This window comes from Aequorivita viscosa (genome assembly GCF_900106795.1).
In the GTDB taxonomy this organism is placed as follows: domain Bacteria; phylum Bacteroidota; class Bacteroidia; order Flavobacteriales; family Flavobacteriaceae; genus Aequorivita; species Aequorivita viscosa.
Map to the genome: position 1 here is coordinate 21556 of NZ_FNNS01000027.1, position 22722 is coordinate 44277.

21 protein-coding genes and 1 tRNA gene are annotated in these 22722 nt (G+C 36.3%); 11 read left to right on the forward strand and 11 right to left on the reverse strand.

The genetic code is table 11. The features are described 5' to 3' along the window. Positions 1–198: 198 nt before the first annotated feature. A complete protein-coding gene (locus tag BLW28_RS13500; protein ID WP_073221178.1) occupies positions 199–1239 on the forward strand; it encodes a ferredoxin--NADP reductase in 1041 nt (346 codons plus the stop codon). A 113-nt stretch (positions 1240–1352) separates the two neighbouring features. Here the strand turns inward: BLW28_RS13500 and BLW28_RS13505 are convergent, their stop codons facing one another. From BLW28_RS13505 to BLW28_RS13525, 5 genes are all read right to left on the reverse strand, one after another. Next, the gene (locus tag BLW28_RS13505) at positions 1353–2387 is read right to left on the reverse strand and encodes a glycosyltransferase family 9 protein (protein ID WP_073221175.1); all 1035 of its coding nucleotides are present in this window, start codon (positions 2385–2387) and stop codon (positions 1353–1355) included. An 83-nt stretch (positions 2388–2470) separates the two neighbouring features. Next, a complete protein-coding gene (locus BLW28_RS13510; protein WP_073221171.1) occupies positions 2471–3079 on the reverse strand; it encodes a DUF4254 domain-containing protein in 609 nt (202 codons plus the stop codon). Between the two features lie 162 nt (positions 3080–3241). Beyond that, positions 3242–4261, reverse strand: coding sequence for a DNA adenine methylase (locus tag BLW28_RS13515; RefSeq protein ID WP_073221168.1), 1020 nt, complete (start codon positions 4259–4261; stop codon positions 3242–3244). Then, the gene (locus BLW28_RS13520) at positions 4258–4902 is read right to left on the reverse strand and encodes a hypothetical protein (protein WP_073221165.1); all 645 of its coding nucleotides are present in this window, start codon (positions 4900–4902) and stop codon (positions 4258–4260) included. The genes BLW28_RS13515 and BLW28_RS13520 overlap by 4 nt, the downstream gene beginning before the upstream one ends. Before the next feature lie 149 nt (positions 4903–5051). Further along, entirely contained in the window at positions 5052–5660 is a 609-nt protein-coding gene (locus BLW28_RS13525; RefSeq protein ID WP_073221160.1) for a superoxide dismutase, read from the reverse strand. 155 nt (positions 5661–5815) lie between these two features. On the opposite strand from BLW28_RS13525, the gene BLW28_RS13530 reads away from it, so the two are divergent. Continuing rightward, a complete protein-coding gene (locus BLW28_RS13530) occupies positions 5816–8971 on the forward strand; it encodes a UvrD-helicase domain-containing protein (protein ID WP_073221156.1) in 3156 nt (1051 codons plus the stop codon). Here BLW28_RS13530 and BLW28_RS13535 read toward each other — a convergent pair whose 3' ends face one another. After that, a complete protein-coding gene (locus BLW28_RS13535; RefSeq protein ID WP_073221153.1) occupies positions 8972–9517 on the reverse strand; it encodes a CvpA family protein in 546 nt (181 codons plus the stop codon). Positions 9518–9984: 467 nt separating this feature from the next. On the opposite strand from BLW28_RS13535, the gene BLW28_RS13540 reads away from it, so the two are divergent. From BLW28_RS13540 to thiL, 5 genes are all read left to right on the forward strand, one after another. Then, entirely contained in the window at positions 9985–10341 is a 357-nt protein-coding gene (locus tag BLW28_RS13540) for a hypothetical protein (protein ID WP_073221150.1), read from the forward strand. Positions 10342–10600: 259 nt separating this feature from the next. Beyond that, positions 10601–11620 carry a phenylalanine--tRNA ligase subunit alpha gene (pheS, locus tag BLW28_RS13545; protein ID WP_073221146.1) on the forward strand — a complete coding sequence of 340 codons (1020 nt, stop codon included), beginning with the start codon at positions 10601–10603 and terminating at the stop codon, positions 11618–11620. Positions 11621–11642: 22 nt separating this feature from the next. Continuing rightward, positions 11643–11807: a hypothetical protein gene (locus tag BLW28_RS15810; protein WP_177165897.1), complete on the forward strand. Its 165-nt coding sequence runs from the start codon at positions 11643–11645 to the stop codon at positions 11805–11807. A gap of 2 nt (positions 11808–11809) precedes the next feature. Further along, the gene (locus tag BLW28_RS13550) at positions 11810–12205 is read left to right on the forward strand and encodes a hypothetical protein (protein WP_073221143.1); all 396 of its coding nucleotides are present in this window, start codon (positions 11810–11812) and stop codon (positions 12203–12205) included. A gap of 140 nt (positions 12206–12345) precedes the next feature. Next, positions 12346–13401: a thiamine-phosphate kinase gene (gene thiL / locus BLW28_RS13555; RefSeq protein ID WP_073221139.1), complete on the forward strand. Its 1056-nt coding sequence runs from the start codon at positions 12346–12348 to the stop codon at positions 13399–13401. Between the two features lie 26 nt (positions 13402–13427). Here the strand turns inward: thiL and BLW28_RS13560 are convergent, their stop codons facing one another. The 4 genes from BLW28_RS13560 to BLW28_RS13575 form a co-directional block, all read right to left on the reverse strand. Further along, positions 13428–14195 (reverse strand): alpha/beta fold hydrolase, encoded by a 768-nt coding sequence (locus tag BLW28_RS13560; protein ID WP_073221136.1) that lies wholly within the window; start codon positions 14193–14195, stop codon positions 13428–13430. Between the two features lie 67 nt (positions 14196–14262). Next, the gene (locus tag BLW28_RS13565) at positions 14263–15555 is read right to left on the reverse strand and encodes an aminopeptidase P family protein (RefSeq protein ID WP_073221133.1); all 1293 of its coding nucleotides are present in this window, start codon (positions 15553–15555) and stop codon (positions 14263–14265) included. Positions 15556–15846: 291 nt separating this feature from the next. Beyond that, on the reverse strand, positions 15847–17382 hold the full coding sequence (locus tag BLW28_RS13570) for a glycine--tRNA ligase (protein WP_073221130.1): 1536 nt from the start codon (positions 17380–17382) through the stop codon (positions 15847–15849). Between the two features lie 140 nt (positions 17383–17522). Continuing rightward, positions 17523–18410, reverse strand: a complete 888-nt coding sequence (locus BLW28_RS13575; protein WP_073221127.1) for a hypothetical protein — start codon at positions 18408–18410, stop codon at positions 17523–17525. An 83-nt stretch (positions 18411–18493) separates the two neighbouring features. Here BLW28_RS13575 and BLW28_RS13580 point away from each other — a divergent pair, with 83 nt between their 5' ends. Next, positions 18494–19156, forward strand: a complete 663-nt coding sequence (locus BLW28_RS13580) for a ComF family protein (protein ID WP_073221125.1) — start codon at positions 18494–18496, stop codon at positions 19154–19156. A gap of 144 nt (positions 19157–19300) precedes the next feature. Beyond that, the gene (locus tag BLW28_RS13585) at positions 19301–20953 is read left to right on the forward strand and encodes an Ig-like domain-containing domain (protein ID WP_073221122.1); all 1653 of its coding nucleotides are present in this window, start codon (positions 19301–19303) and stop codon (positions 20951–20953) included. 30 nt (positions 20954–20983) lie between these two features. Here the strand turns inward: BLW28_RS13585 and BLW28_RS13590 are convergent, their stop codons facing one another. Further along, positions 20984–21760 carry an amidohydrolase gene (locus BLW28_RS13590; RefSeq protein ID WP_073221120.1) on the reverse strand — a complete coding sequence of 259 codons (777 nt, stop codon included), beginning with the start codon at positions 21758–21760 and terminating at the stop codon, positions 20984–20986. A 431-nt stretch (positions 21761–22191) separates the two neighbouring features. Here BLW28_RS13590 and BLW28_RS13595 point away from each other — a divergent pair. After that, positions 22192–22265, forward strand: a tRNA-Asn gene (locus tag BLW28_RS13595). Between the two features lie 205 nt (positions 22266–22470). Continuing rightward, positions 22471–22722: ISAon1 family transposase N-terminal region protein (locus BLW28_RS13600; protein ID WP_092842579.1), on the forward strand; the 252-nt coding region annotated here is incomplete at its 3' end.

Consider the following 22722-nt stretch of genomic DNA (forward strand, 5'->3'; position numbering starts at 1 on the left):
CCAAATACATCCAGTTTTATATGACATGCTAACTTAAAAGCTTCTCTTTTAGTATATAGAACGGCTAAGGAGCGGTAAAAATACATTTCTTTTTATTATCTGCTTAATGAAACTCCGAAAAAAATACCCTGTTAATAAGCGCTCAATTTCTTTAAATACCTAAATTCCTTATGTACTTTTGCGAAAAATTGATTAGTTATGGGCGAATTTCATACGCTTGTTATTTCGGAAGTAAAAAAAGAAACTCCAAACTCAGTTTCTATTAGTTTTAATGTGCCTGAAAATCTTAAGGAAACCTTTTCTTTTAAGGCGGGACAATACATAACCATAAAACATCACGATGGCGATAAAGAAATTCGCCGTGCTTATTCAATTTGTTCCTCTCCAAAAAGCGGGCAATTGAGGGTTGGTGTAAAAAAAGTAGAAAAAGGTGCCTTCTCACATTATGCAAATGAGAAATTAAAAGCTGGAGATACGCTAGAAGTTATGCCGCCTACGGGCAAATTTCTATTAGAACCAAACTTAAGGCACTATATCGCTTTTGCTGCGGGAAGTGGAATTACTCCAGTACTTTCATTGGTAAAAAGCACTTTGGAAGATATGCCGCAGAGTTCCTTTTTGTTGGTGTATGGAAACCAGAGCAAGGAGGAAACAATGTTCTATAATGAAATTATGGCACTGAAAGAACAGTTTCCCGATCGGTTTTTTGTAGAATTTGTGTTCAGTCGCAAACTAGAGGACAATGCCAAATTTGGAAGAATTGACCGTTCTGTGGTTAATTTCTTTCTTAAAAATAAATATGCCAAAACTTCTTATGAATCGTTTTATCTCTGTGGCCCTGAAGAAATGGTAGATGAAGTTTCTTCGACTTTAAAATATAATGGCATTAATTCTAAGCAAATTCATCACGAGCTTTTTTCTACTGCCGAAAAAGGACTTTTGGTTGAAAAACACGATGGCAATACGACTATAACAGTACTTCTTGATGATGATGAAGAAACCTTTGTAATGCCTCAAACAAAATCGATTCTTGAAGCTGCTTTAGATGAAGGTTTAGACCCACCGTATTCGTGTCAAGGTGGAATTTGCAGTACGTGTATTGCACGTTTAACAGAAGGGAAAGCCGAAATGCGAAAAAACCAGATTTTAACAGAATCTGAAATTGCAGATGGATTAATACTTACTTGCCAAGCGCATCCTACCACCCCAAAAGTGGTTGTGGATTATGATGATGTATAGCTTCGGTTTACTTAGGATCCACTTCGGTGGCTAGTGCTAGGTGACAGCAATTATTGAAAAAAAGTCCCCAAAGGTTTTCAAAACCTCTGGGGACTTTAACATTCAATTTGCTTTTACGATAAAACGGCTCTTATTTTCAAAACCACCGCTTCTGGCGAAATGGTTTTTATAGCTTCATCATATCCTTTTGGAAATTTATTGCCATAAATTGAAGTAGGAATCAACGGATATTTCTTCCTATCTGCAACCAATTGATGGCTTTCCGGTTGGTTAAACGGCGTAAATCCTGCAAAAGGGTGGGTTACGCCCCAAAGTGTAATTACGGGAATTCCGTATATGGCTGCTAAATGCCCATTGCCACTGTCCATAGAAAGCATCAAATCTAAATTTGAAATTAGGGCGAGCTCTTCTTCAAATGTTAGCTTTCCGGCGACAGTAGTTACGTTTGAAAAAGGATTTTCAAGCTTTTTGAGTTGTGCGATTTCCTTTTTTCCACCACCAAAAAGAAAGATTCTATATTTTTCTGATGCGTCCAAATTGGCAATCACTTCCTTCATTAAATCTAACGGGTACATCTTGCTGTCGTGGGCCGCAAATGGGGCAATTCCGATTAACTTTTTTGGTTCAACTCCCATCAGCGCATTTAATTTTGGAATTAAACGCAGTGGAGGTGGTGTTGGGTATTTGCTCAGGTCTAGGGGAAAGCCGAGTTTTTCAAAAACATCGGCATAACGTTGGTGGGTGGTTTTTAACTGTGCAATGCTATTTCCATTAGCCGTAACTAGCGCTTTTTTCTCGGCTCTTCCTTTGTCGATTGAAGCAACTTTAAGGCCTTTTAGCTTCAGGAATTCTGAGATTATTTTAGAGCGTATTACATTGTGTAAGTCGGCAACAGCATCTACTCCAAGCGCTTTGGCTTCTTTAGCAAGTTTTATAAGTCCTAACCGCTTGTGTTTCCCATACACATCGGCTTCCAAGAATTCGAGATTTGGAATTCCTGTGAAAAGCGGTTTGAAAAATGGGCGCGACAGCACGGCAATTTTTACTTCGGGATAGGTTTGCGCCAAAATACGAAGGATTGGCACAACCATAGCCACATCGCCCATTGCGGAGAGGCGAATAACTAATATGTGGGTGGATTTGGACATTTCGTTTCGAAAACCCCAAAGGTTTTCCTCTTACGCTAGAAAAGCATCGGCGGACAAGTTAAACCTTTGGGGTTTGGAACAGGTTATTTCTTGCCGCGAAGCACTGGGTTTAACTCATCGTCATTGTACATTTTCATCTGCTTATAAACTTTCATGTACTTTCTTCCGTGGGCAATATCGTCAAGTAATTGGTTAATCGCTGTGCTTAAGTCAACACGTTGTTCTAACAGAATATTCAATTTTGCCTTACAAGCCATTTGGTGTTCTTGTGAAGCGTCGGTCCGCTCTGCTTCTTCGTTCATATGATACACTTTCAAGGCTAAAATGGAAAGACGGTCAATTCCCCAAGCTGGACTTTCGGTGTTGATTGTGGCATCGTCGTTCACTTTTACATCCTTAAACTTTTCAAGGAAATAACTGTCAATGTATTCCACCATATCTGTCCTATCCTGATTGGAAGCATCAATTTGGCGTTTAAGCTTCAAAGCACCAACAGGATCAATATTCGGATCGCGAATGATGTCTTCGTAATGCCATTGCACAGTGTCTATCCAACACTTACGATAGAGTAAATGTTCAATTAATTCACTGTCTTTGTCGTACGGATTGCTGAAAGGTTGATCCACGGTGTTTATTTCGTGGTACTTGTTTATTACTTCGGCGAAGATTTTGTTGGCTTTGTCTGAGAACATGATTTATTGTTATTATTTATTCCTCCTGCAAGGTTTTTCCAACCTTGTAGGTTTTACTTTTTATTTTTTAATGCCTACTATGGTCTTTGAGTCCTTGCAGGGAATTAGTTATGTAAGTTTTGTGACACTGAGCGCAGTCGAAGTGTCACAATAGTCAGTTTTTTAATTTTTTTCTAGAATGTGTAAATATTCAAAGGTTTTTGAGGCCCTGTGATTTCTATTTTCAGTTTTATCTGCTTTAAAACGTTGATATTCTTTGGTTTTTAAACTGTATTTTCCAAAGCGCTCCATCACTTTTTGCACTTCATTTTGGCTCATTAATCCTTCGTTGTTATAACTCAGGAAAATGTATGAAAATTGTGCGTTTTCAATCAATTCTTCAAAACTTTTAAGTGCCTCACCTGTTTTGCACCAATCACTTTTATAATAATCTCGCAAGCCAGTTTTCCCTTTAGGTACAAAGGTATCATATTTTGCAATAGTATTCAGTAAATGATAGTTGGCACCGTATTGCCGTGCGTTGTATGGCGGATCTAAATACAAAATATCGCCTGCTATTTCCTTGATAAGTTGATTTGCGTCCTTCTGAAATATTTGATTTTCTTGATTATTCAAAGCTTTACTGAATAAATCTTCTTGTAATGTGGCAGCTCCTATAATGAGTGGTTTGGCAGCCGATTTTTTGATGTGTTTTAAGTATGCACCATAAACAGAAGCTGTATTGGCCACTTTATCGGCACTTTCCAGTAAGGAAGCGAGTAGGAAAAAATATTGATCTTCGGAAATTTTTGAAGTTTGTTTCCAGGTTTCAATTTGAATCCGAATTGCATCGATTTTTTGCCCATTTTCTGAAGTGAAATAGTTGCGTCCAGCTTCCCCACCTTCGGAATAATTTTCAAAAATGAACCCTTTATTTCCTCTTAGAGAGTTCAATTCATCAAGAAAATATTGATATTCAAAATTAAAATGATTACCGATATAATTTCGGTTCAGCACATAGCTGTAATATTCAACATCGTTTGAAATTACTTGTTTTACGTGTGGTCTAAAAACGCGGCCTACAATTCCAGTTCCTGCAAAAAGGTCGCAAAATGTTTTTTGTGAAAGGTCGTTGCCACAGGTTTCGGTAACCGTTTCATATATAAAACTAGAAAGTTTGTGCTTGGAACCTATGTAGTTCATTTGTAAACCCAGATAATATCGCTCAACGATGTTTGTAAATGGTCAAAAGTAACAGAATGTAATTGTTCGCGCGTAAAACTTCCAATATAATTATGAATTGCTTGATGTATTAATGCGATTTCCGCTTTTAATTTCCAATGCGCACCAGAACTGTCATAAACGATAAGAAACAGTCGGTTTTTAAGATGATAGCGTTTTTGGGTACTTTGATTTTTGTAAAGCCATTCTATCAGTTCAGGTTTGTGGGTTTGGGCATAATCAAAACTATTATTGAATCGTTTGGGAAAGACAGAGGTTTTATGATCGAAGGGAATGCCGAATAAATAAAAATCCTTTTCAGCATCTCTTGCATCCAAAGCTGGTTCGATTCCTTCTAGCTGAGTGAAAATTTGTTCTACCGCTTTTGCACTCCAGAAATTATACCATCGGTTTGCAGCATATTGAAAAATTTGTTGTTTATCCAATTTTTCGGATTCCGCAACACGGGAAATTTTTTGAATTAACGTTTGCCAATTAGGAGTCTGATATATAAACTTGGTATAGCGATCCCATTCGTCATTTTGCTTTCGGAACCATTTATAAGGATATTGATGCCGCTTTTTAAGCTCATATTCAATTGAAGCAAATGGGATTTTATTCATAATAAGGTTGTGTTTAATTAAAATGCAGCTTCAAGAAAGTTTTTGAATTCTATTAAGTTCAATACTTCATTATTTGTAAAAATAACACAAAAAAAACCGCTGAAAGATTTTCACCTTCAGCGGATTTATTAATAATTAGAAATATCTAATTATTTGTTTTTTGCGTAATTAGCAGAAACTTCATCCCAGTTTACAACATTCCAAAATGCTGAAACGTAATCTGGACGCAAGTTCTGATACTTTAAGTAATAAGCGTGCTCCCAAACATCCAGTCCTAAAATTGGGTAACCACCACAACCAGTATCTGGCATTAATGGGTTATCTTGGTTTGGAGTACCGCATACTTCTAACTTTCCGCCTTTATGAACGCAAAGCCAAGCCCATCCAGAACCAAATTGAGTTTTTGCGGCTGTTGAGAATTTTTCTTTAAAAGCATCAAAGCTTCCAAATGAATCGTCAATCGCTTTTGCTAAATCTCCACTTGGTTTTCCACCTCCGTTTGGAGACATTACTTTCCAAAAAAGACTGTGGTTGAAAAAACCGCCTCCATTGTTACGGACAGCCTTGTTGCTCATATCTAGATTTTTCAGGATATCTTCTATAGATTTTCCTTCTAGGTCTGTACCTTCAATGGCACTATTTAAGTTATTAGTATAGCCGTTATGGTGTTTACCATGGTGAATTTCCATAGTTCGAGCGTCGATATTTGGTTCTAACGCATCGTGTGCGTAAGGTAATTTTGGTAATTCGAATGACATAATTTATAGTTTTTTAATTGATTAATACTCAGATTCACAAATCTATGCAATATCTTCTTTTTAAAGTGTTATAGATTTTATAAGATTTTGATTTCTCAAGACAAAAACTCAACTTTTGAGCGATAAAAACTTGTAATTTAGTCAAAAATCTATTTTTGGAAACTTCAGCCCCATTTTTAATCTATAACGCCTCTGCCGGAAGCGGAAAAACATTTACGCTCGTTAAAGAATACTTGAAAAAGGTTTTCGATTCGGGCAACGACGGGTATTACAAACACCTGCTAGCTATTACGTTTACCAATAAAGCTGTGGCAGAAATGAAACAGCGATTGGTAGAGACTTTGATAAATTTTTCCGAAGATAATAGCATTGTTTCGCCAACGCCTATTATGGCTGCAATTGCTGAAGAAACAGGGCTTAATTTTGATGAAATTCAGACCCGTTCTAAAGCTATACTTCGGAATTTACTTCATAATTACGGCGCATTTAGTGTGGAGACAATCGATCACTTTAACCATCGACTAATCCGAACTTTTGCCCGAGATTTAAAACTAGGCCAAAACTTTGAAGTTACCTTAGATACGCAGCAATTATTACAAGAAGCTGTAGATTCCCTTCTAAGTAAAACTGGCGAAAATCCCAAAATTACTAGTGTTTTATTAGATTTTGCATTAGAAAAAACGGACGATGATAAATCGTATGATATTGCCCGGGATATTGTGCAAGCGTCCAAACTTATTTATGATGAAACCAATGCAGCTCACGTTTCACTTTTGAAAGAAAAGTCATTGGATGATTTTTCAGAATTTAAACGAACATTGTTTCAAAAGCGAAAAAATATCGAAGGTGAAATTGAAGCTATTGCCAACCAAACCCTTCAGCTTATTGAGGAAAGTGGATTGGAACATTCAAACTTCATGAGGAGCACGTTGCCAAATCACTTTTTAAAATTACAGTCTGGAAACTATAATGTCTATGGCAACAAGCTTCAGGAGAATTTAGAAACTGGAAAAAGTCTTTACAAAGCAAAAGAAGATCCTTCAATTATTTCAATAATCGAGGGTATTGTTCCAGACCTTCTTTCTAATTATTTAAAAATTAAAGAAAGGGTAGGTGAATTCAGTTTATACGATAACATTCTTAACAATATTACACCACTTTCCGTAATTAGTTTGGTGAATCAAGAAATTGAAAACATTAAAAACGACAAGAATATTCTTCCTATTTCTGAATTTAATTCTTTAATAAACACGGAAATAAAAAATCAGCCAGCTCCTTTTATTTACGAGCGACTTGGTGAAAAATATCGCCATTTTTTCATTGATGAATTTCAAGACACTTCTAAGCTACAGTGGGAAAATTTAATTCCGTTGATAGACAATGCACTTGCCCAAAAGGAAAACAACATCCCTGGAAGTTTGCTGTTAGTGGGCGATGCCAAGCAATCCATTTATCGATGGCGCGGAGGTTTGCCAGAACAATTCATGGCGATTTATGACAAGGAAAATCCATTTCCGTCACAAACTAAAAATGTGATGGCATTGGACACGAATTATCGAAGTCGTGAGGAAATAATCGATTTCAACAATCAGTTTTTCACTTTCATTTCTCAGTATTTTGCAAGTGAAAATCATCAAGACCTTTACGTTTCAGGAAACAAACAACATCGAAATCACAAAAAAGAAGGATATGTAAATTTGGAATTTATCGAGAAGCAAAGCAAATCTCTAAATCTAGAAGTCTATTCTAAAAGAGTGCATCAAACAATTTTGGAAGTTCTCGATAAAAACTATGCGCCAAACGACATCTGTATTTTAACGCGAAAGAAAGCCGATGGAATTTACTTAGGCTCCTATTTGATGGAACAGGGAATTCCTGTGATTTCTTCGGAAACTTTACTGCTTAAAAGTTCAGCCAAAGTCCAGATTTTGATATTGAGCCTTACGCTTGCCCTTCATCCAAATAACGAAGAAGCGAAAGTTCAATTATTAGACTTGTTGCACGATCATTGGGCAATTTTGGAAGAGAAACACGATTTCTTTTACAAATTCATTGGTAAATCTGAAGGACAATTTCAAAAAACTTTAAGTGAATATGGAATTGATTTCAACTTAAAGCACTTCCGTTCCCTTTCCAATTATGAAGCTTTTGAATACGGAGTTCGACAGTTCAATTTGTCTGAAACCGCCGACGCCTACCTCTTCGGATTTATGGATTTTGTATTCGAATTTGGTGCGCAACCTATGGCGGATAAAGGCTTGTTTCTGGATTATTGGGAAACGAAAAAGGATTCGGCTTCCATCCCTGCAAGTGAAGGAGTTGACGCTGTACAGTTGATGACTATTCACAAATCTAAAGGATTGGAATTTCCTGTGGTAATTTTTCCTTTTGCCGATATTCAATTGTATGATGCGAAATGGGACACGCTCTGGTACCCATTAGAAAATGAAGCATTCAATTTTACCGAAGCTTTAATAAACTATAAATCTGAAATAGCGAATTACGGTGCAATCGGAGAGTTTTTGTATCATGAACACAGAAGCGAATTGGAGCTGGACAACATCAACATGCTCTATGTAACCCTTACACGAGCTGCTGAAAAACTGTATGTGTTGGCAGAAATGCCGTCCGAGCCTAAAGATGGAATTCCTCTAAATTACAACCATCTTTTTATGGAATTCCTAAAAAGCAAGGCACTATGGGACGCTGACCAATATATTTATGAATTTGGCGAGAATACTGAAAAAGTGGTGAAAGAAGAAAGAAGCGTTTCTCAAACCACTCCGAGTTATATTTCCAGCGACCCTAAAGACCATAAATTGTTTTTAGTTCCAACAGATTCGAAAATACAAGAATTTGAATTGGCAAGTGCAATTCTAGAAGGAAATCTGCTTCACGAAACTATGGCCAAAATAAAAGTTCAAGAAGATGCTTCCAAAATTTTAGCGCATTTGAAAGAACGTTCCATACTTCGCGAAGAGGATTTCAATACACTAAAAAGGAATGTTCAAAAAATCATTAATCATCCGGAGTTAGAAGTTCTATTTAATGGATTAGATACGGTTTATTGTGAACGCGACATTATTACTTCAGGCGGAGAAGTGCTTCGTCCAGACCGAATAAACATTCATCCAGACGGTTCGGCAACTATTATTGATTACAAAACTGGAAGTCCACAATCTTGGCATAATGAGCAATTGGGAGGTTATTCAGACTCACTTTCAGAAATGGGGTATTCAGTTTCACAAACCATCCTTATTTATATGGGAGATGAGTTGCGGTTAACGAGGCATGAAACAACTTCAAATTAATTATTGCAAGGTATCTGAAGTTGTATCCCTTGGAAATTCTAAACTTTCCTCAATGTCAAATTCATCAATATGTTTTTCAATCGTTGGTAGAATTGCTGGTGCCAATGCTGCTATGGGATTGTACAGTATTGAAGCGTCACGTTTCTCGGGAGTTAGGATGCTGTAATTTTCGGAGGAATTAACGAACATAAAAATAACGCTCAGCAAAAAAACAATTTTCAAGACATTAAAAACGCCGCCCAATAATTTATTGAAAAGTCCCATCATCGCAAAATCTGCGACTTTGGTTAAGACCCTTCCTGCAAGTGCAAAAATAAAAATCACAATAAAAAATGTAGCTAAGAACGAGGCTAAGCGAGTTAAATCTTCACTCCAATCAAACCAGCGTACAATATAAACCTCAATATAATCTGAAAAATATATAGCGCAATATACTGCTGCAACTAATCCGATTAAAGATGCAAGCACCCGCAGTAATCCTTTTTTAAAACCGAGATAAAAACCAATAACCAGTATCAAACCAAGAATAATGTCGATGGTATTCATTTATTTTAAATTTTTCATAAATATAGTATTTTTCATCTGTCTGTAATATTTGTTTTTCAAAGGGCATGCTATATCTTGACCGAAGACGAAGGGTTCTGTACGGGTTTGGAACATTTAGTTTCTCGTTCCGCTGTGAGTTTAAAAATTAATTGATTATCCGAAAAATATCATAATGTTGTGAATTGTGACATTACAACAGCTTTTATATGAAGTGTCAAATAGCAAATACTTTTTTTATTCTGCGTTAATCGGCCTAATCTGTGGGGTATCTTTCGCATTATCAGGTTTTTGGTTCGCCTGGTTTGCTGTGCCAGTTCACTAACGCTCGGGGCGCAGATACTCGTATAATTTTTTCTTCGTTGGCAATAAACGGATATACAATAAAATTAATAACGGATATTTCATTTCAGAAATCATAAAATAGAATTCAGAAGTGGATAACGTATCTTTGCAAAAAATAAAGAAGAATGGCACGCGACGAACAATTAAAAATACAATGGGAAGCTGTGGTAAAACTGCTGAGCGACCGATTTGCCGATGGCGATACTTTAGATTTGGATGCAATTATATATTTGGTTGGCTTACAGGAATTAGGGCAGCTTCATAGAAAATTTAAAAAAGACGAAAAATTAAACCTAATGCACATTGCAATTTGTCGACTTTTAGAACCTTATGGGTATTATGAGTTCGACTATTTCGATGAAGAAGGTTGGCCACATTACACTGTTTTAGAGCAACTACCACCACTAAAAGCTGGAGAGCAAAGTGTTTTAATGAAGGAAGCGATTGTGCAGTATTTTGTGGAGAAGGAGGTGATAGCATAGTGATTTTGGTTTAACCCTTATTCACTTCGCTTGAACCGTTTTGATCTTAAAATTTAAGTCGTAGAATTATCAAAAGAAAAAAGAATTGGGTTTTTGAATTCTTTACTTTTGCATTCTTATTTTTTATTTTTATGATTAATGAGACAATGAATTTATCACAAGTCTTTATCGACGAAATAAATTAGTAATTATTCAGAAGTAATAAAATATAACACATCTGATCATTCGTGAATTCGTGGTCAAGAAATAAATATCTGAAATGATAGAAACTATAAAAAATCACATCTCCGAAGTTGAAGCATTTTCCTCAACTAATAAAGAAGAAATAGAAAATTTCCGGATAAAATATTTAGGAAAAAAGGGAATTTTGAACAGCTTTTTTGCTGAGTTTAAAAACGTGCCAAACGAACAAAAAAAGGAATTTGGTCAAGTTATAAACACCCTTAAGAATGCGGCTCAGGAAAAAGTAGATTCTCTAAAAGAAGCTATTGAAAACAAGGCTGAAGCCAAAGGAATTTATGGTGATCTTTCTCGACCAGGCGAAATGATTCCATTGGGTTCACGACATCCTATTTCTCTCGTAAAAAATAAAATTATCGATATCTTTTTACGTATTGGTTTCAACGTTTCTGAAGGACCCGAAATGGAAGACGATTGGCATAACTTCACCGCCTTGAATTTGCCTGAATACCATCCAGCACGCGATATGCAGGATACATTTTTCATTCAAACAAATCCAGATATTTTGCTGCGTACGCATACTTCATCTGTGCAGGTTCGTTATATGGAAGACAACAAACCGCCTATCCGTACTATTTCACCAGGCCGTGTTTATAGGAATGAAGCTATCTCCGCCCGGTCGCATTGCTTTTTTCATCAAGTGGAAGGGTTGTATGTAGACAAAGACGTTAGTTTCGCCGATTTAAAACAAACATTACAATATTTCACTTCTGAAATGTTCGGAAAATCAAAAATCCGACTTCGCCCGTCATATTTCCCGTTTACAGAGCCAAGTGCCGAAGTAGATGTTTATTGGGGACTGGAAACCGAAGCAGATCACAGAATTACAAAAGGTACTGGCTGGCTTGAAATTGGTGGTTGTGGAATGGTAGACCCCAATGTGCTTATCAATTGCGGCATCGATCCTGAAATATATTCAGGGTTCGCTTTTGGAGTAGGAATCGACCGTATTGCAATGCTTTTACATCAAATTCCAGATATTAGAATGTTCAGTGAAAATGATGTTCGCTTTTTGGAACAGTTTAAAAGTGTACTTTAAATAAACGTAAGACCAAATTACTATGAAAAAATATCTTGTTATTGCCTTTTTGGTTATAGTTGCAATTATAATCGCTGTGCTTACATTTATTGTAGGAGCTATAAAAATAGTGCTAGGAGGGATTTCTTTAGGAGTCATGCTAATAGCCTTATTGATTGTGTGGATTATGTGGAAAATTGAAGATTAATTATGCGAAAAGATATTGATATACCTCAAGTAGAAAACGTACATATAGTAGCGGTTAAGGAATGGAATGAAGAGCTAACCGATCAATTTTGGAATGTTTATGTTGTCAACAATCGTAAAGAAGAAATTTCAATGGTTCTAGTAATTTCAAGAGGTAGTGACGCTGACCGTAAAACATCAACCATTCGTCAAAACTTGGGAGATATCCAGTCTCAGAATTCTGTAAAAGTTGAATTTATTGCTAATGAGGTTTTAGAATTTACCAATGAATATCTAGTTACTTTTTTTGCAGAAAATACACTCTTTGAACGAAAATTTATTTTTGAATCCAATAGTATTTCGGATGAAAAAGTAGTGCCAATTCCTGTTTTAGCAAATGATGGGATTTTGGCGAAGTAAAGACTTCAGGCTTTCATTATTTTAATTTAAGAAATAACAAATTGCGTTTTAGATAAACTACTAAAACCATATCTCTCAATAGCTTTCATTTATTGAAGGGGATGCCGTACTTTTGGCGTGAAATCGTAAATGTATTCAAAATGTTTGAAAATAGAGAAAACGAAACTAGTGGAATCGAGAACCTTGGTGAATTTGGACTTATTGACCATCTAACCAAAAACTTCACTATTAACCAAAAATCTACAGTAAAAGGCATCGGCGACGATGCTGCAGTAATAGCTTGCGATTCTAAAATGGAATTGGTTATTACAACAGATCTTTTACTCGAGAATGTACATTTCGATTTGAGCTATATGCCGTTAAAGCACTTAGGGTATAAAGCAGTTGTAGTCAATCTATCAGACGTATATGCGATGAATGCCGAACCTACACAAATCACGGTTTCAATTGCTGTTTCCAATCGTTTTCCTGTAGAAGCTTTAGAAGAATTATATGCAGGAATTACCGCTGCATCCAAATTTTACAATGTAGATGTTGTGGGAGGAGATACTACCTCTTCAACGACAGGGTTGCTAATTAGCATTACGGCCATTGGAACGGTTAAAAAAGGTGAAGCTATCCTTCGAAGTGGCGCAGGGGTTAATGACCTTCTTGTGGTAACCGGCGATTTAGGTGCGGCGTATATGGGACTTCAAGTGTTGGAGCGCGAAAAGCAAGTGTTTTTAGTAAATCCAAACTCACAGCCCGATTTAGAACCCTATTCTTATTTGGTGGAAAGACAGTTAAAACCTGAAGCCAGAAAGGACATTCCAGCATTATTAAAAGAGTTGGGTGTAAAACCAACATCGATGATTGATATAAGTGATGGGCTTTCTTCAGAAATAATTCATTTGTGTAAAAATTCAGAAGTTGGTTGTAATTTATATGAAGATAAAATTCCGTTAGATCCGCAAGTAATTACGGTTTGTGAAGAATTCAATATAGACAGTACAACGATTGCGCTCAACGGAGGCGAAGATTACGAATTGCTGTTTACCATAAAAACTGAAGATTTCGAGAAAGTTAAAGGTAATCCGCATCTTACCATAATTGGTCATATGACTGAAGAAAAGGAGGGAACACATTTGATAACCCGTGCAAATACTAAAATTCCGCTAATCGCACGAGGCTGGAACCCACTTGAAAATAAAGATTAAGAAGAAACTAATGCTTTTCGCATAATTTATACCGAAAGTAAAAATGCTCGAACGGCTGCTAAATTTTCAATAATGCTGAGGTGCCCACCTGAAGCTATGATTGGTTTTGCTCCGCATTTTTCTGCAAGTTCTATGTTGGCTTGAACTGGGATTATTGGATCGTCTTCGGCAAGAAACATGTATTTTTCTCTAGGAAATTCTTCTAAAATCTCAGTTCGGTCTTTTCGATCTCGCATCCCTCTTAGTGCAGCCTTTATTCCTTCAACTGGAAATAAATAAGCGTTGTTTTTGGCGTGCTCAAGATCTTTTGAGAATTTTTCCCGCGTAGCTTCTCCAGCCCAGTTCACAATTGCCATGCTAATAAAGGCACGGGGATTTTTGTCGATTATCTTTATGGCTCTATTTCGGTTTAATTTTCGTTCTTCGGAATCTGCGACAGGAGATGAATTTAAGAGCACCATTTTCCCAACTCGATTCGGAAACATTTCTGCGCAGGCCAATGTTACATATCCGCCCATTGAATGTCCAATAAATGTAGCTCCTGAAACCTGAAGGTGTTCTAAAACAGCCTCAACACCTTTAGCCATTAATTCCATTGAGTGAATTTCAGAAACAACACCGCTTTTTCCCATTCCGGGCAAGTCAATGGTGATGATTTTTCCGTTTTTTGATAACTCGGGTAGGAGTGGATCCCACATTTTTGAGCTTTCTAGAAAACCATGTAAGAGTATCATTGTTGGACCATCGCCCACAACATTGTAATTTATCGGAGTATTTTTGAAATTGAAAATCATACGGTAAATGAAAGACCTCACAAAGTCAAATCGCTATGTGAGGTCTTTATAATTATGGTTCTTAGACTTATTTATTCATCAATTCTTCAATCTCATCCACTTCAATAGGAATATTGCGCATCAGGTTGAAAGGTTCTCCGTTTTTTTGAATAACAACATCGTCTTCTAAGCGTACTCCAAATCCTTCATCGGGAATATAAATTCCTGGCTCTACGGTAAAAACCATATTTTCTGTCATAGGCTCCCAAAGTAAGCCGTAATCGTGCGTATCTAAGCCCATATGATGGCTGGTGCCGTGCATGAAATATTTTTTGTAAGCAGGCCAATTTGGATCTTCATTTTTCACGTCGGCTTTGTCTAAAAGCTTTAAATCTAATAGCGCTGAGGTCATCATTTTACCTACTTCTACGTGAAATTCTTTCCAATAAGTCCCAGGAACAAGCATGCTAGTAGCGTCATTTTTCACCTTTAAAACAGCATTGTAAACTTCTTTTTGCCGCTTGGTGAATTTACCGCTTACAGGAATGGTACGCGTCATATCGCTTGAATAGTTGGCGTATTCGGCACCAACATCGAGTAATATTAAATCGCCTTCCTTACATTTTTGGTTGTTTTCAACATAGTGAAGTACGTTCGCATTGTTACCGCTTGCTATGATTGGCGTGTAAGCAAACCCTCTTGAACGGTTGCGAAGAAATTCGTGCATAAATTCTGCTTCAATTTCGTACTCCCAAACGCCTGGTTTAACGAAATTCAAGATTCTTTTAAATCCTTTTTCAGTGATTGAGCAAGCTTGTTGAATCAAATCCAATTCTATTTGATCCTTAACTGATCGTAATCGTTGCAAAATAGGATTGCTTCGTTCCCAACTGTGTGCGGGAAATTTAGCTTTTGTTTTTTTGATGAAACGATCTTCGCGGGTTTCAGTTTCTACATTTTGTCTGTAATGCTCGTTGGTGTTGAAGTAAATGCGCTCTGCTTGCGTCATTACTTCAAAGAAGATTTTATCGAATTCGGTTAACCAGTAAACCGACTTAATTCCACTTACTTCAAACCCTTTTTCCTTGGTTAGTTTTTCGCCTTCCCAAACAGCAATATGATCGTTGGTTTCACGAACAAAAAGCATCTCGCGGTGGTCTTTGTTTGGCGCATCGGGGAAGAGAACCAGAATGCTCTCTTCTTGGTCAACACCGCTTAAATAGAAAATATCACGTGCCTGTTGGAATGGCATCGTGCTATCTGCTCCAATAGGATAAATATCATTGCTGTTGAAAACCGCCAAGCTTTTAGGCTTCATTTGAGTCATAAAGTTTTTTCGGTTTTTTATAAAGAGTTTGTTGGAAATTTGATCGTACTTCATTTGTCTATGCTATTAAATTTTTAACGAATAAATGTAAATTACGGTATATCAACTAGTTGTAATATAGAGGTATATTATTGTAAGTTACGTTTGAGATTTACTCAAAATTAACTAATTCATCGCTATCCGCATCTGCTTGTGGGTTAAATCTATATTAATTGTTCGTAATATTTCGTTTGAAATCGATCTCTTTAGAAGTGATACTTTTGAATATATTTTGAAAAATTCAAATAAAAAAGGAAGATATAAATTATCCTCCTTTTTTAGATTATTGAATTATGAACAAAATTTTTACTGAAGCCATTTTTTATATGAAATGGCTTCTTTTATTTTATTTGACACCTCGTCTTTCGAGATGCGTTCTTGTTCCATAGTGTCGCGATGTCTAATAGTTACCGTGCCATCCTCAAGCGTTTGGTGGTCTACTGTAATACAAAATGGGGTTCCTGCGGCGTCTTGACGTCGGTAGCGTCTTCCTACAGCATCTTTTTCATCATAAATAACATTGTGGTCCCATTGTAAATCTTCGATTATTTGCTGAGCAACCTCTGGAAGTCCATCTCTTTTAATCAACGGAAGTACAGCAGCTTTTACTGGCGCCAAAATAGCGGGTATTTTTAAAACTGTACGTGTGCTGCCGTCTTCGAGGGTTTCGTCTTGAAGTGAATTTGATAAAACAGCAAGGAACATTCTGTCTAAACCTATTGACGTTTCTACTACGTAAGGCACGTAGCTTTCGTTGAGTTCTGGATCGAAAAATTGCAGTTTTTTTCCTGAAAACTTTTCGTGAGCCTTCAAGTCGAAATCTGTTCTGGAATGAATTCCTTCTAATTCTTTAAATCCGAAAGGAAAATTGAATTCGATATCGGCTGCGGCATTTGCGTAATGAGCCAGTTTGTCGTGGTCGTGAAAGCGATAATTTTCTTCACCCATTCCTAATGAAAGATGCCACTTTAAACGCATTTCTTTCCAGTATTCATACCATTTAAGTTCTTCGCCTGGACGCACAAAAAATTGCATTTCCATTTGTTCGAACTCACGCATTCTAAATATAAATTGACGCGCTACGATTTCGTTTCTAAATGCTTTTCCTGTTTGGGCAATTCCAAACGGAATTTTCATTCGTCCGCTTTTCTGAACATTTAAAAAGTTTACAAAAATACCTTGAGCCGTTTCTGGACGCAGGTAAAGATCCATTGCATGTTCTGCGGAAGCTCCTAGCTTTGTTCCAAACATTAGGTTAAACTGGCGTACTTCTGTCCAGTTTTTTGATCCAGTATCTGGGTCAGCGATTCCAAGCTCTTCAATTAAAGCTTTTACGTCTGCCAAATCTTCTTTTTCTAAAGAGTTTGCCATTCGCTCCAGCACAGTTCTTTGTTCTTCAAGATACCGAATTACTCTCGGGTTTGTCGATACAAATTCTTCTTCATCAAACTTGTCACCAAAGCGTTTTTTAGCTTTTTCAATTTCTTTTTGTGCTTTTTGATTAAGCTTTTCTGCGTAATCCTCAATTAAAACATCTGCACGATACCTTTTTTTGGAATCTTTGTTGTCTATTAATGGGTCGCTAAAAGCATCAACGTGGCCGGAAGCTTTCCAGGTTGTTGGGTGCATCAAAATCGCGGAATCTAACCCTACGATGTTCTGGTGCATATGCACCATACTGCGCCACCAATACTCGCGAATGTTTTTCTTTAATTCTACCCCATTTTGGGCATAATCATAGACAGCACTTAAGCCATCGTAAATCTCACTAGAAGCGAAGATATAGCCGTATTCCCGTGCGTGGGATACTACTTTTTTAAATTGATCGTCATTGTTTGCCATAGTTAGCAAAAATATGAAAAGCCCCCTAACTCCCAAAGGGTTTGACAATAAATAGAAGAACCTCAAAAACTAAACAATCGGTTTTTGAGGTTCTTATAAATAGTTTGCAATATGTTTCTTTAAATCAGTTAGATAAGGTGTTATTTTAAATCCATTGTGGTAGTTCCAATTTGGTTTTCGCCATCAAATAAATTAACTGTGTATTGACCACGAATTAAATCTGCATCGGTAGCATTAATTAAAATACATACGTCTAACTCATCATTTTCATAAAAAACGTTCGTAGATGCGCTGTAAGTTAAATTTTGTTCTTCAAATTGTTTGACCGCTTTATCGCCCATAACGTTATTTTTTGGGTTGATTACCTGTACATACAGTACTCTGTTTCCTTTTTCGGCTACAGCATTTGGGGCAAGGGTAAAACAGGCTCTAATTTTATCTGCACGGCTTGAACGTCTTGTGTCTACAACTTTTCCGCTATTTCTAATAATAACAGCTTCTCCGCGCATATCAGTAGCTCGAAGTCTTGCTGCTTTTTTAATAGTTTCGTTCATAGCAAGGTTTTCTTGATTTACAGAATCCATAACCAAACGCGTGTTTTCAAGCTCTGAAGAAGTGCTGTCGCGTTGAAGTAGTAACCTCTCATTAACGGCTATTAAACTATCTGCTTTTCTAAAAAGTTTGGTACGTTCTTTCTTTAACTTGCTAATTTCTGCTTTATATCGTTCAATTAAGGTAACATTAGCTTGTGCATCTTTCACCGAATCTAAAAGAACTGATATTCTTTCGCGAGCCGCTAGCAAATCTTTGTCCTTTAATTCGTTATCTTTGATTATGTCATCATAATTTGCAATCAAATCTTCAAGTTCTTCCTCAATATCGGCTTTTTGACTCTCAAGGGTAGAAATTTTTGATTTGTTGTCATTGAACAAGGTGACTGTGTAAACAGCTAAAGCTATTAATAGAATTGATAGTACCCCTACCAATATCTTGAATTTGCCACTATTATTTTCGTTATCAGTGTTCATGTATAATAGATTTGCTTTTAGACGTAAATGTATACAGGTAAATTAAATACGAGTGTTTATGAAATGGTAAAAATTCTTAAAATATGTTAAATCTGCTTTTTCCAAGGATATGCGAGGGCTGCGAAGATATACTTTCTCAGGGAGAGAAGCTACTTTGTGTGGAATGTAGACATCAAATTCCCTTGGCAAACTTTCACAATGTAGAAAATGATTTCCTTAAGAACAAATTTTACGGACGATTTCCGGTAGAAAATGCCACAGCGCTCGTTCAATTTCAGAAAAGAGGATTAACTCAAGAGCTCATGCACAGGTTAAAATATAGAGGGCAAAAGGAATTAAGTTCTTTTTTTGGTGAATGGTTGGGGGCAGAACTTTCGGAAAACCCGAAATATCGAGAAGTAAATATGGTTATTCCAGTACCATTGGATGGGCAGAAGTTAAAAAAACGTGGCTATAATCAAGTAGAAGGATTTGGAAAGGAGCTTGCCAACGCTTTAGAAGTACCCTATCGAGATGATATTTTAGTGAAGATTTCAAAATCGGGTTCGCAAGTTTTTAAAAATCGAATTTTACGATTTGATTCAGAAGCGGTGTTTTTTAACCAAAAAATAGAGGACGTTAAAAATCAACATATCTTATTGGTAGACGATATTATTACCACAGGTGCTACCCTGGAAAACTGTGCAATGCAATTGCTACAAGGCGAAAATGTAAAAATAAGCATAGCTACCATTGCTACTTCGTAACATTGTTTTTGGAAACATCATAATCTTCGTTTCATTTTTTTGCAATTAATTCTTCTCAATAAAAACAAATTACACGGGCATTATATTCTTCGGTAGTTATTGGTTATTGTGTATTTTTGGACCTAGATTCACCTTATAATTAGGATGACAAACAACAAACAAGGCTTCAATTTGAAACACCGCCTACTTTATATTCCCATTTTGTTTTTACTCAGTCTGTCGTTTGTAGATTGTGCTAAAAAAGGAACGCCATCAGGTGGGCCACGAGATACTATTCCACCAGTTATTGTAAGAAGTAGCCCTGAAAATTACAGTATCAATTTTAAGGGAGACGAAATTGAAATTCGTTTTGACGAGTACATTAAACTGAAAGATATCGATAAGCAATTGGTTATTTCGCCCCCGATGAAATTCAGTCCTATAATTACCCCACTCAACACTTCAAAAACTCTAAAAATAAAAATCACCGACACTTTAAAGCCAAATACAACTTACGCTTTTAACTTCGGAAAAAGTATAATTGACAATAATGAAGGAAACGAATTTGAATATTTTAAATATGTTTTTTCAACAGGAAATTATATCGATAGCTTACAGGTTGCCGGACGGGTAAGGGATGCACAATTGGTAGCGCCAGAAATTCCAACAACTATTGTTTTATATGAAGCTAATGAAACTTATAAGGATTCTTTGGTTTATTCTGAAAAACCGACCTACGTAACAATTACTCAGGATAGTACTGGATATTTTGAACTCACCAATTTGAAGGAAGGGAAGTACTTTCTTATGGCGTTAAAGGATAAAAATAACGATTATATTTTTCAGCCAAAAACCGATAAAATTGGCTTTGTGAAAGAAGCAATTTCAATACCTTCCGATTCTACCTACTTATTGACGCTTTTCAAAGAAACCCCTGATTATAAGCTATCCAGACCGAATCACGTAGGTAAAAATCATATCATTTTTGGATATGAAGGACGTGCTGAAGGTGTAGGCATCGAAATGCTTTCTAAGGTTCCTTCTGATTATGATTTTAGGGTATTTAAAGATGAAAAGAAAGACACACTACACTATTGGTTTAAACCGAATTTTGATGCCGACTCCTTGGTATTTAAAGTTTCAAATAAATCGGTTCTTGATACAGCGACAGTTCGAGTGCGGGATCTTTTTAAAGATTCGCTGAATATTTCGGCAGTCAAGACCGGGACATTAAAACGAAAAGATACATTTAAGCTCCGAGCCAATACTCCATTGGTCTCATTTGACCTTGAAAAATTTCAGGTTATAACTAAAGACTCTTCATTTATAAAACCTATTGTTAGGCTAAATCAAAAATATAATTTGGCTGAAGTTGCTTTTCCAAAAAGTGAGGATCAAGGTTATGCTATAAAGCTTTTCCCAGGAGCCTTAACCGACTTTTTTGATCAAACGAATGATACGCTACAGTTCAATATTAACACCCCGAATAATTCAGATCAAGGAACATTAAGTTTAAACCTGGTTAATGTAAACAGGTTTCCGATAATTGTCCAAATGCTGAATAGAAAATACGAAGTCGTAGCCGAGGAATATTTAAATTTATTGCCTGACCAGGAAACAGATAAAAAGAAAGTGTTTTTTGATGAAATTGCGCCAGACAAATATTATTTGCGAATTATTTATGACGATAGCCAAAACGGAAGATGGGACACAGGAAACTTCCTGAACCGGTTAGAGCCAGAACAAATAATTTACTATCCTACGTTAATTGAAGTTCGTGCCAATTGGAGTTTAAACGAAACTTTCATACTGAAGTAATTCGAAAGATGTTTACGCCCCTATTTATAATTATAGGAGTTTAAAAGCATCTCGATCGTTCAAAAACTGAAATTGGTTTCTGTTCTTTATAACATGATCCTTTTCCAAAATGATTGTTTCGATAAATTCGTCGAAAGCTGATGAGGAAATTTGTTTTCCTAAAACGTCGTAAACCGCAGAATGGCCAACGTATTCGTGGTTGTTGCCGTCAAGTCCTACTCGGTTTACTCCAATGCAGTATGTCATATTTTCTATAGCCCGTGCTCGTAGCAGGGTTTCCCACGCTACAGTTCGTTTTTTAGGCCAATTAGCAACGTAAATTAATACATCGTAATCATTGGTGTTTCTAGCCCATACGGGAAAACGTAGATCGTAGCATATCAACGGACAAATCTTCCAGCCCTTGTAATCTAACACCAAACGCTCGGTTCCTTCGGTGTAAATTTCGTCTTCCTTGGCATAAGTGAACGCATGCCTTTTATCGTATTTTTTAAAACTTCCGTCTGGGAAGACAAAAAACATACGATTGTAAAACCTCTCGTTCTCAGTTATAATTACGCTCCCTGTAATTGCGGTCTGGTAATTTTTTGCGTGCGCAACCATCCATTGAAAAGTTTTGCCATTTTCAGGTTCAGCTAGGTGGGCTGCATTCATTGAGAAACCTGTCGAAAACATTTCGGGAAGAACTATTAAATCGGTTTCCGTTTCAATATTCTGAATTTTATCAGAAAACATTTTTAGATTGGCATCTGCATTTTCCCAGTGCAATTCGCTTTGAATGATTGTTACTTTTAAAGTGTCGCTCAAAATAATTTAATTTGTTTGTTAATTCTTTTAAGTGAAAGAGAGGTATTTTATTAGAAACGCGGAAAATAAAAATATGTAATAATACCATTAGATGTACATTCGATTCCAAAAAAATAAAGTTACAGAATTTTTAATAAGGGTTGACGTTTTAAAAAGTTAATAGAAATTAAAATGGCTTTAGTAATTGAAAAAATCAAGAAAAAAGTAAATTAAAACACTTGATTTTTAGGTGTTTGAATAGGTGTTAATAGGATTTCGGCACTTGCTATTTTAACGAGGATGAAGCTATAATAAAATTGTGATTCAATTTTTTTTCAAAAAATCATTTATTTTGTTTTGTCCGAATTAAAAATACAGTATATTTGCACCCGCCTACGCAACCTAAGTGGTTGGTTTGAGAAGTAAAACTTCGAAAATGGCAAGACATAAATTCCTCTTTAGCTCAGTTGGTTAGAGCATCTGACTGTTAATCAGAGGGTCCTTGGTTCGAGCCCAAGAAGAGGAGCTTAGTCAAAACAAGCCTTTACAGAAATGTAGAGGCTTTTGTTTTTTTAGATATGACAGGCTTGAATTATTCCTTATCCAGTTTAAACAAAAACCATAATTCTATTTCAATTCACACGTAACTTTGTAGAATGATCCTTGATCGGCTCAACACAAAAAGTTGTGGAGTAACTAAAATTGAGGGAACTTTGAAATAAAGATTTTCGATGTCCTCAGATTCATTATTAGCGATAGCCAATTTATTACTTCCTGAAGTACTAGTAACCTATTTTGATTTAACAAAGCACGAGATTAAAGGCGAAGAACTGCACTTTTACTTCACGGAATTAAATACACTTCCTGATGGATATAACGATGCCAAGCTTCATTCCAAGGGCTTCTTTCCACAGGCTACAGTTCAGGATTTTCCCATACGGGGTAAGAACGTTTTTCTACATATAACCCGGCGTAGATGGTTT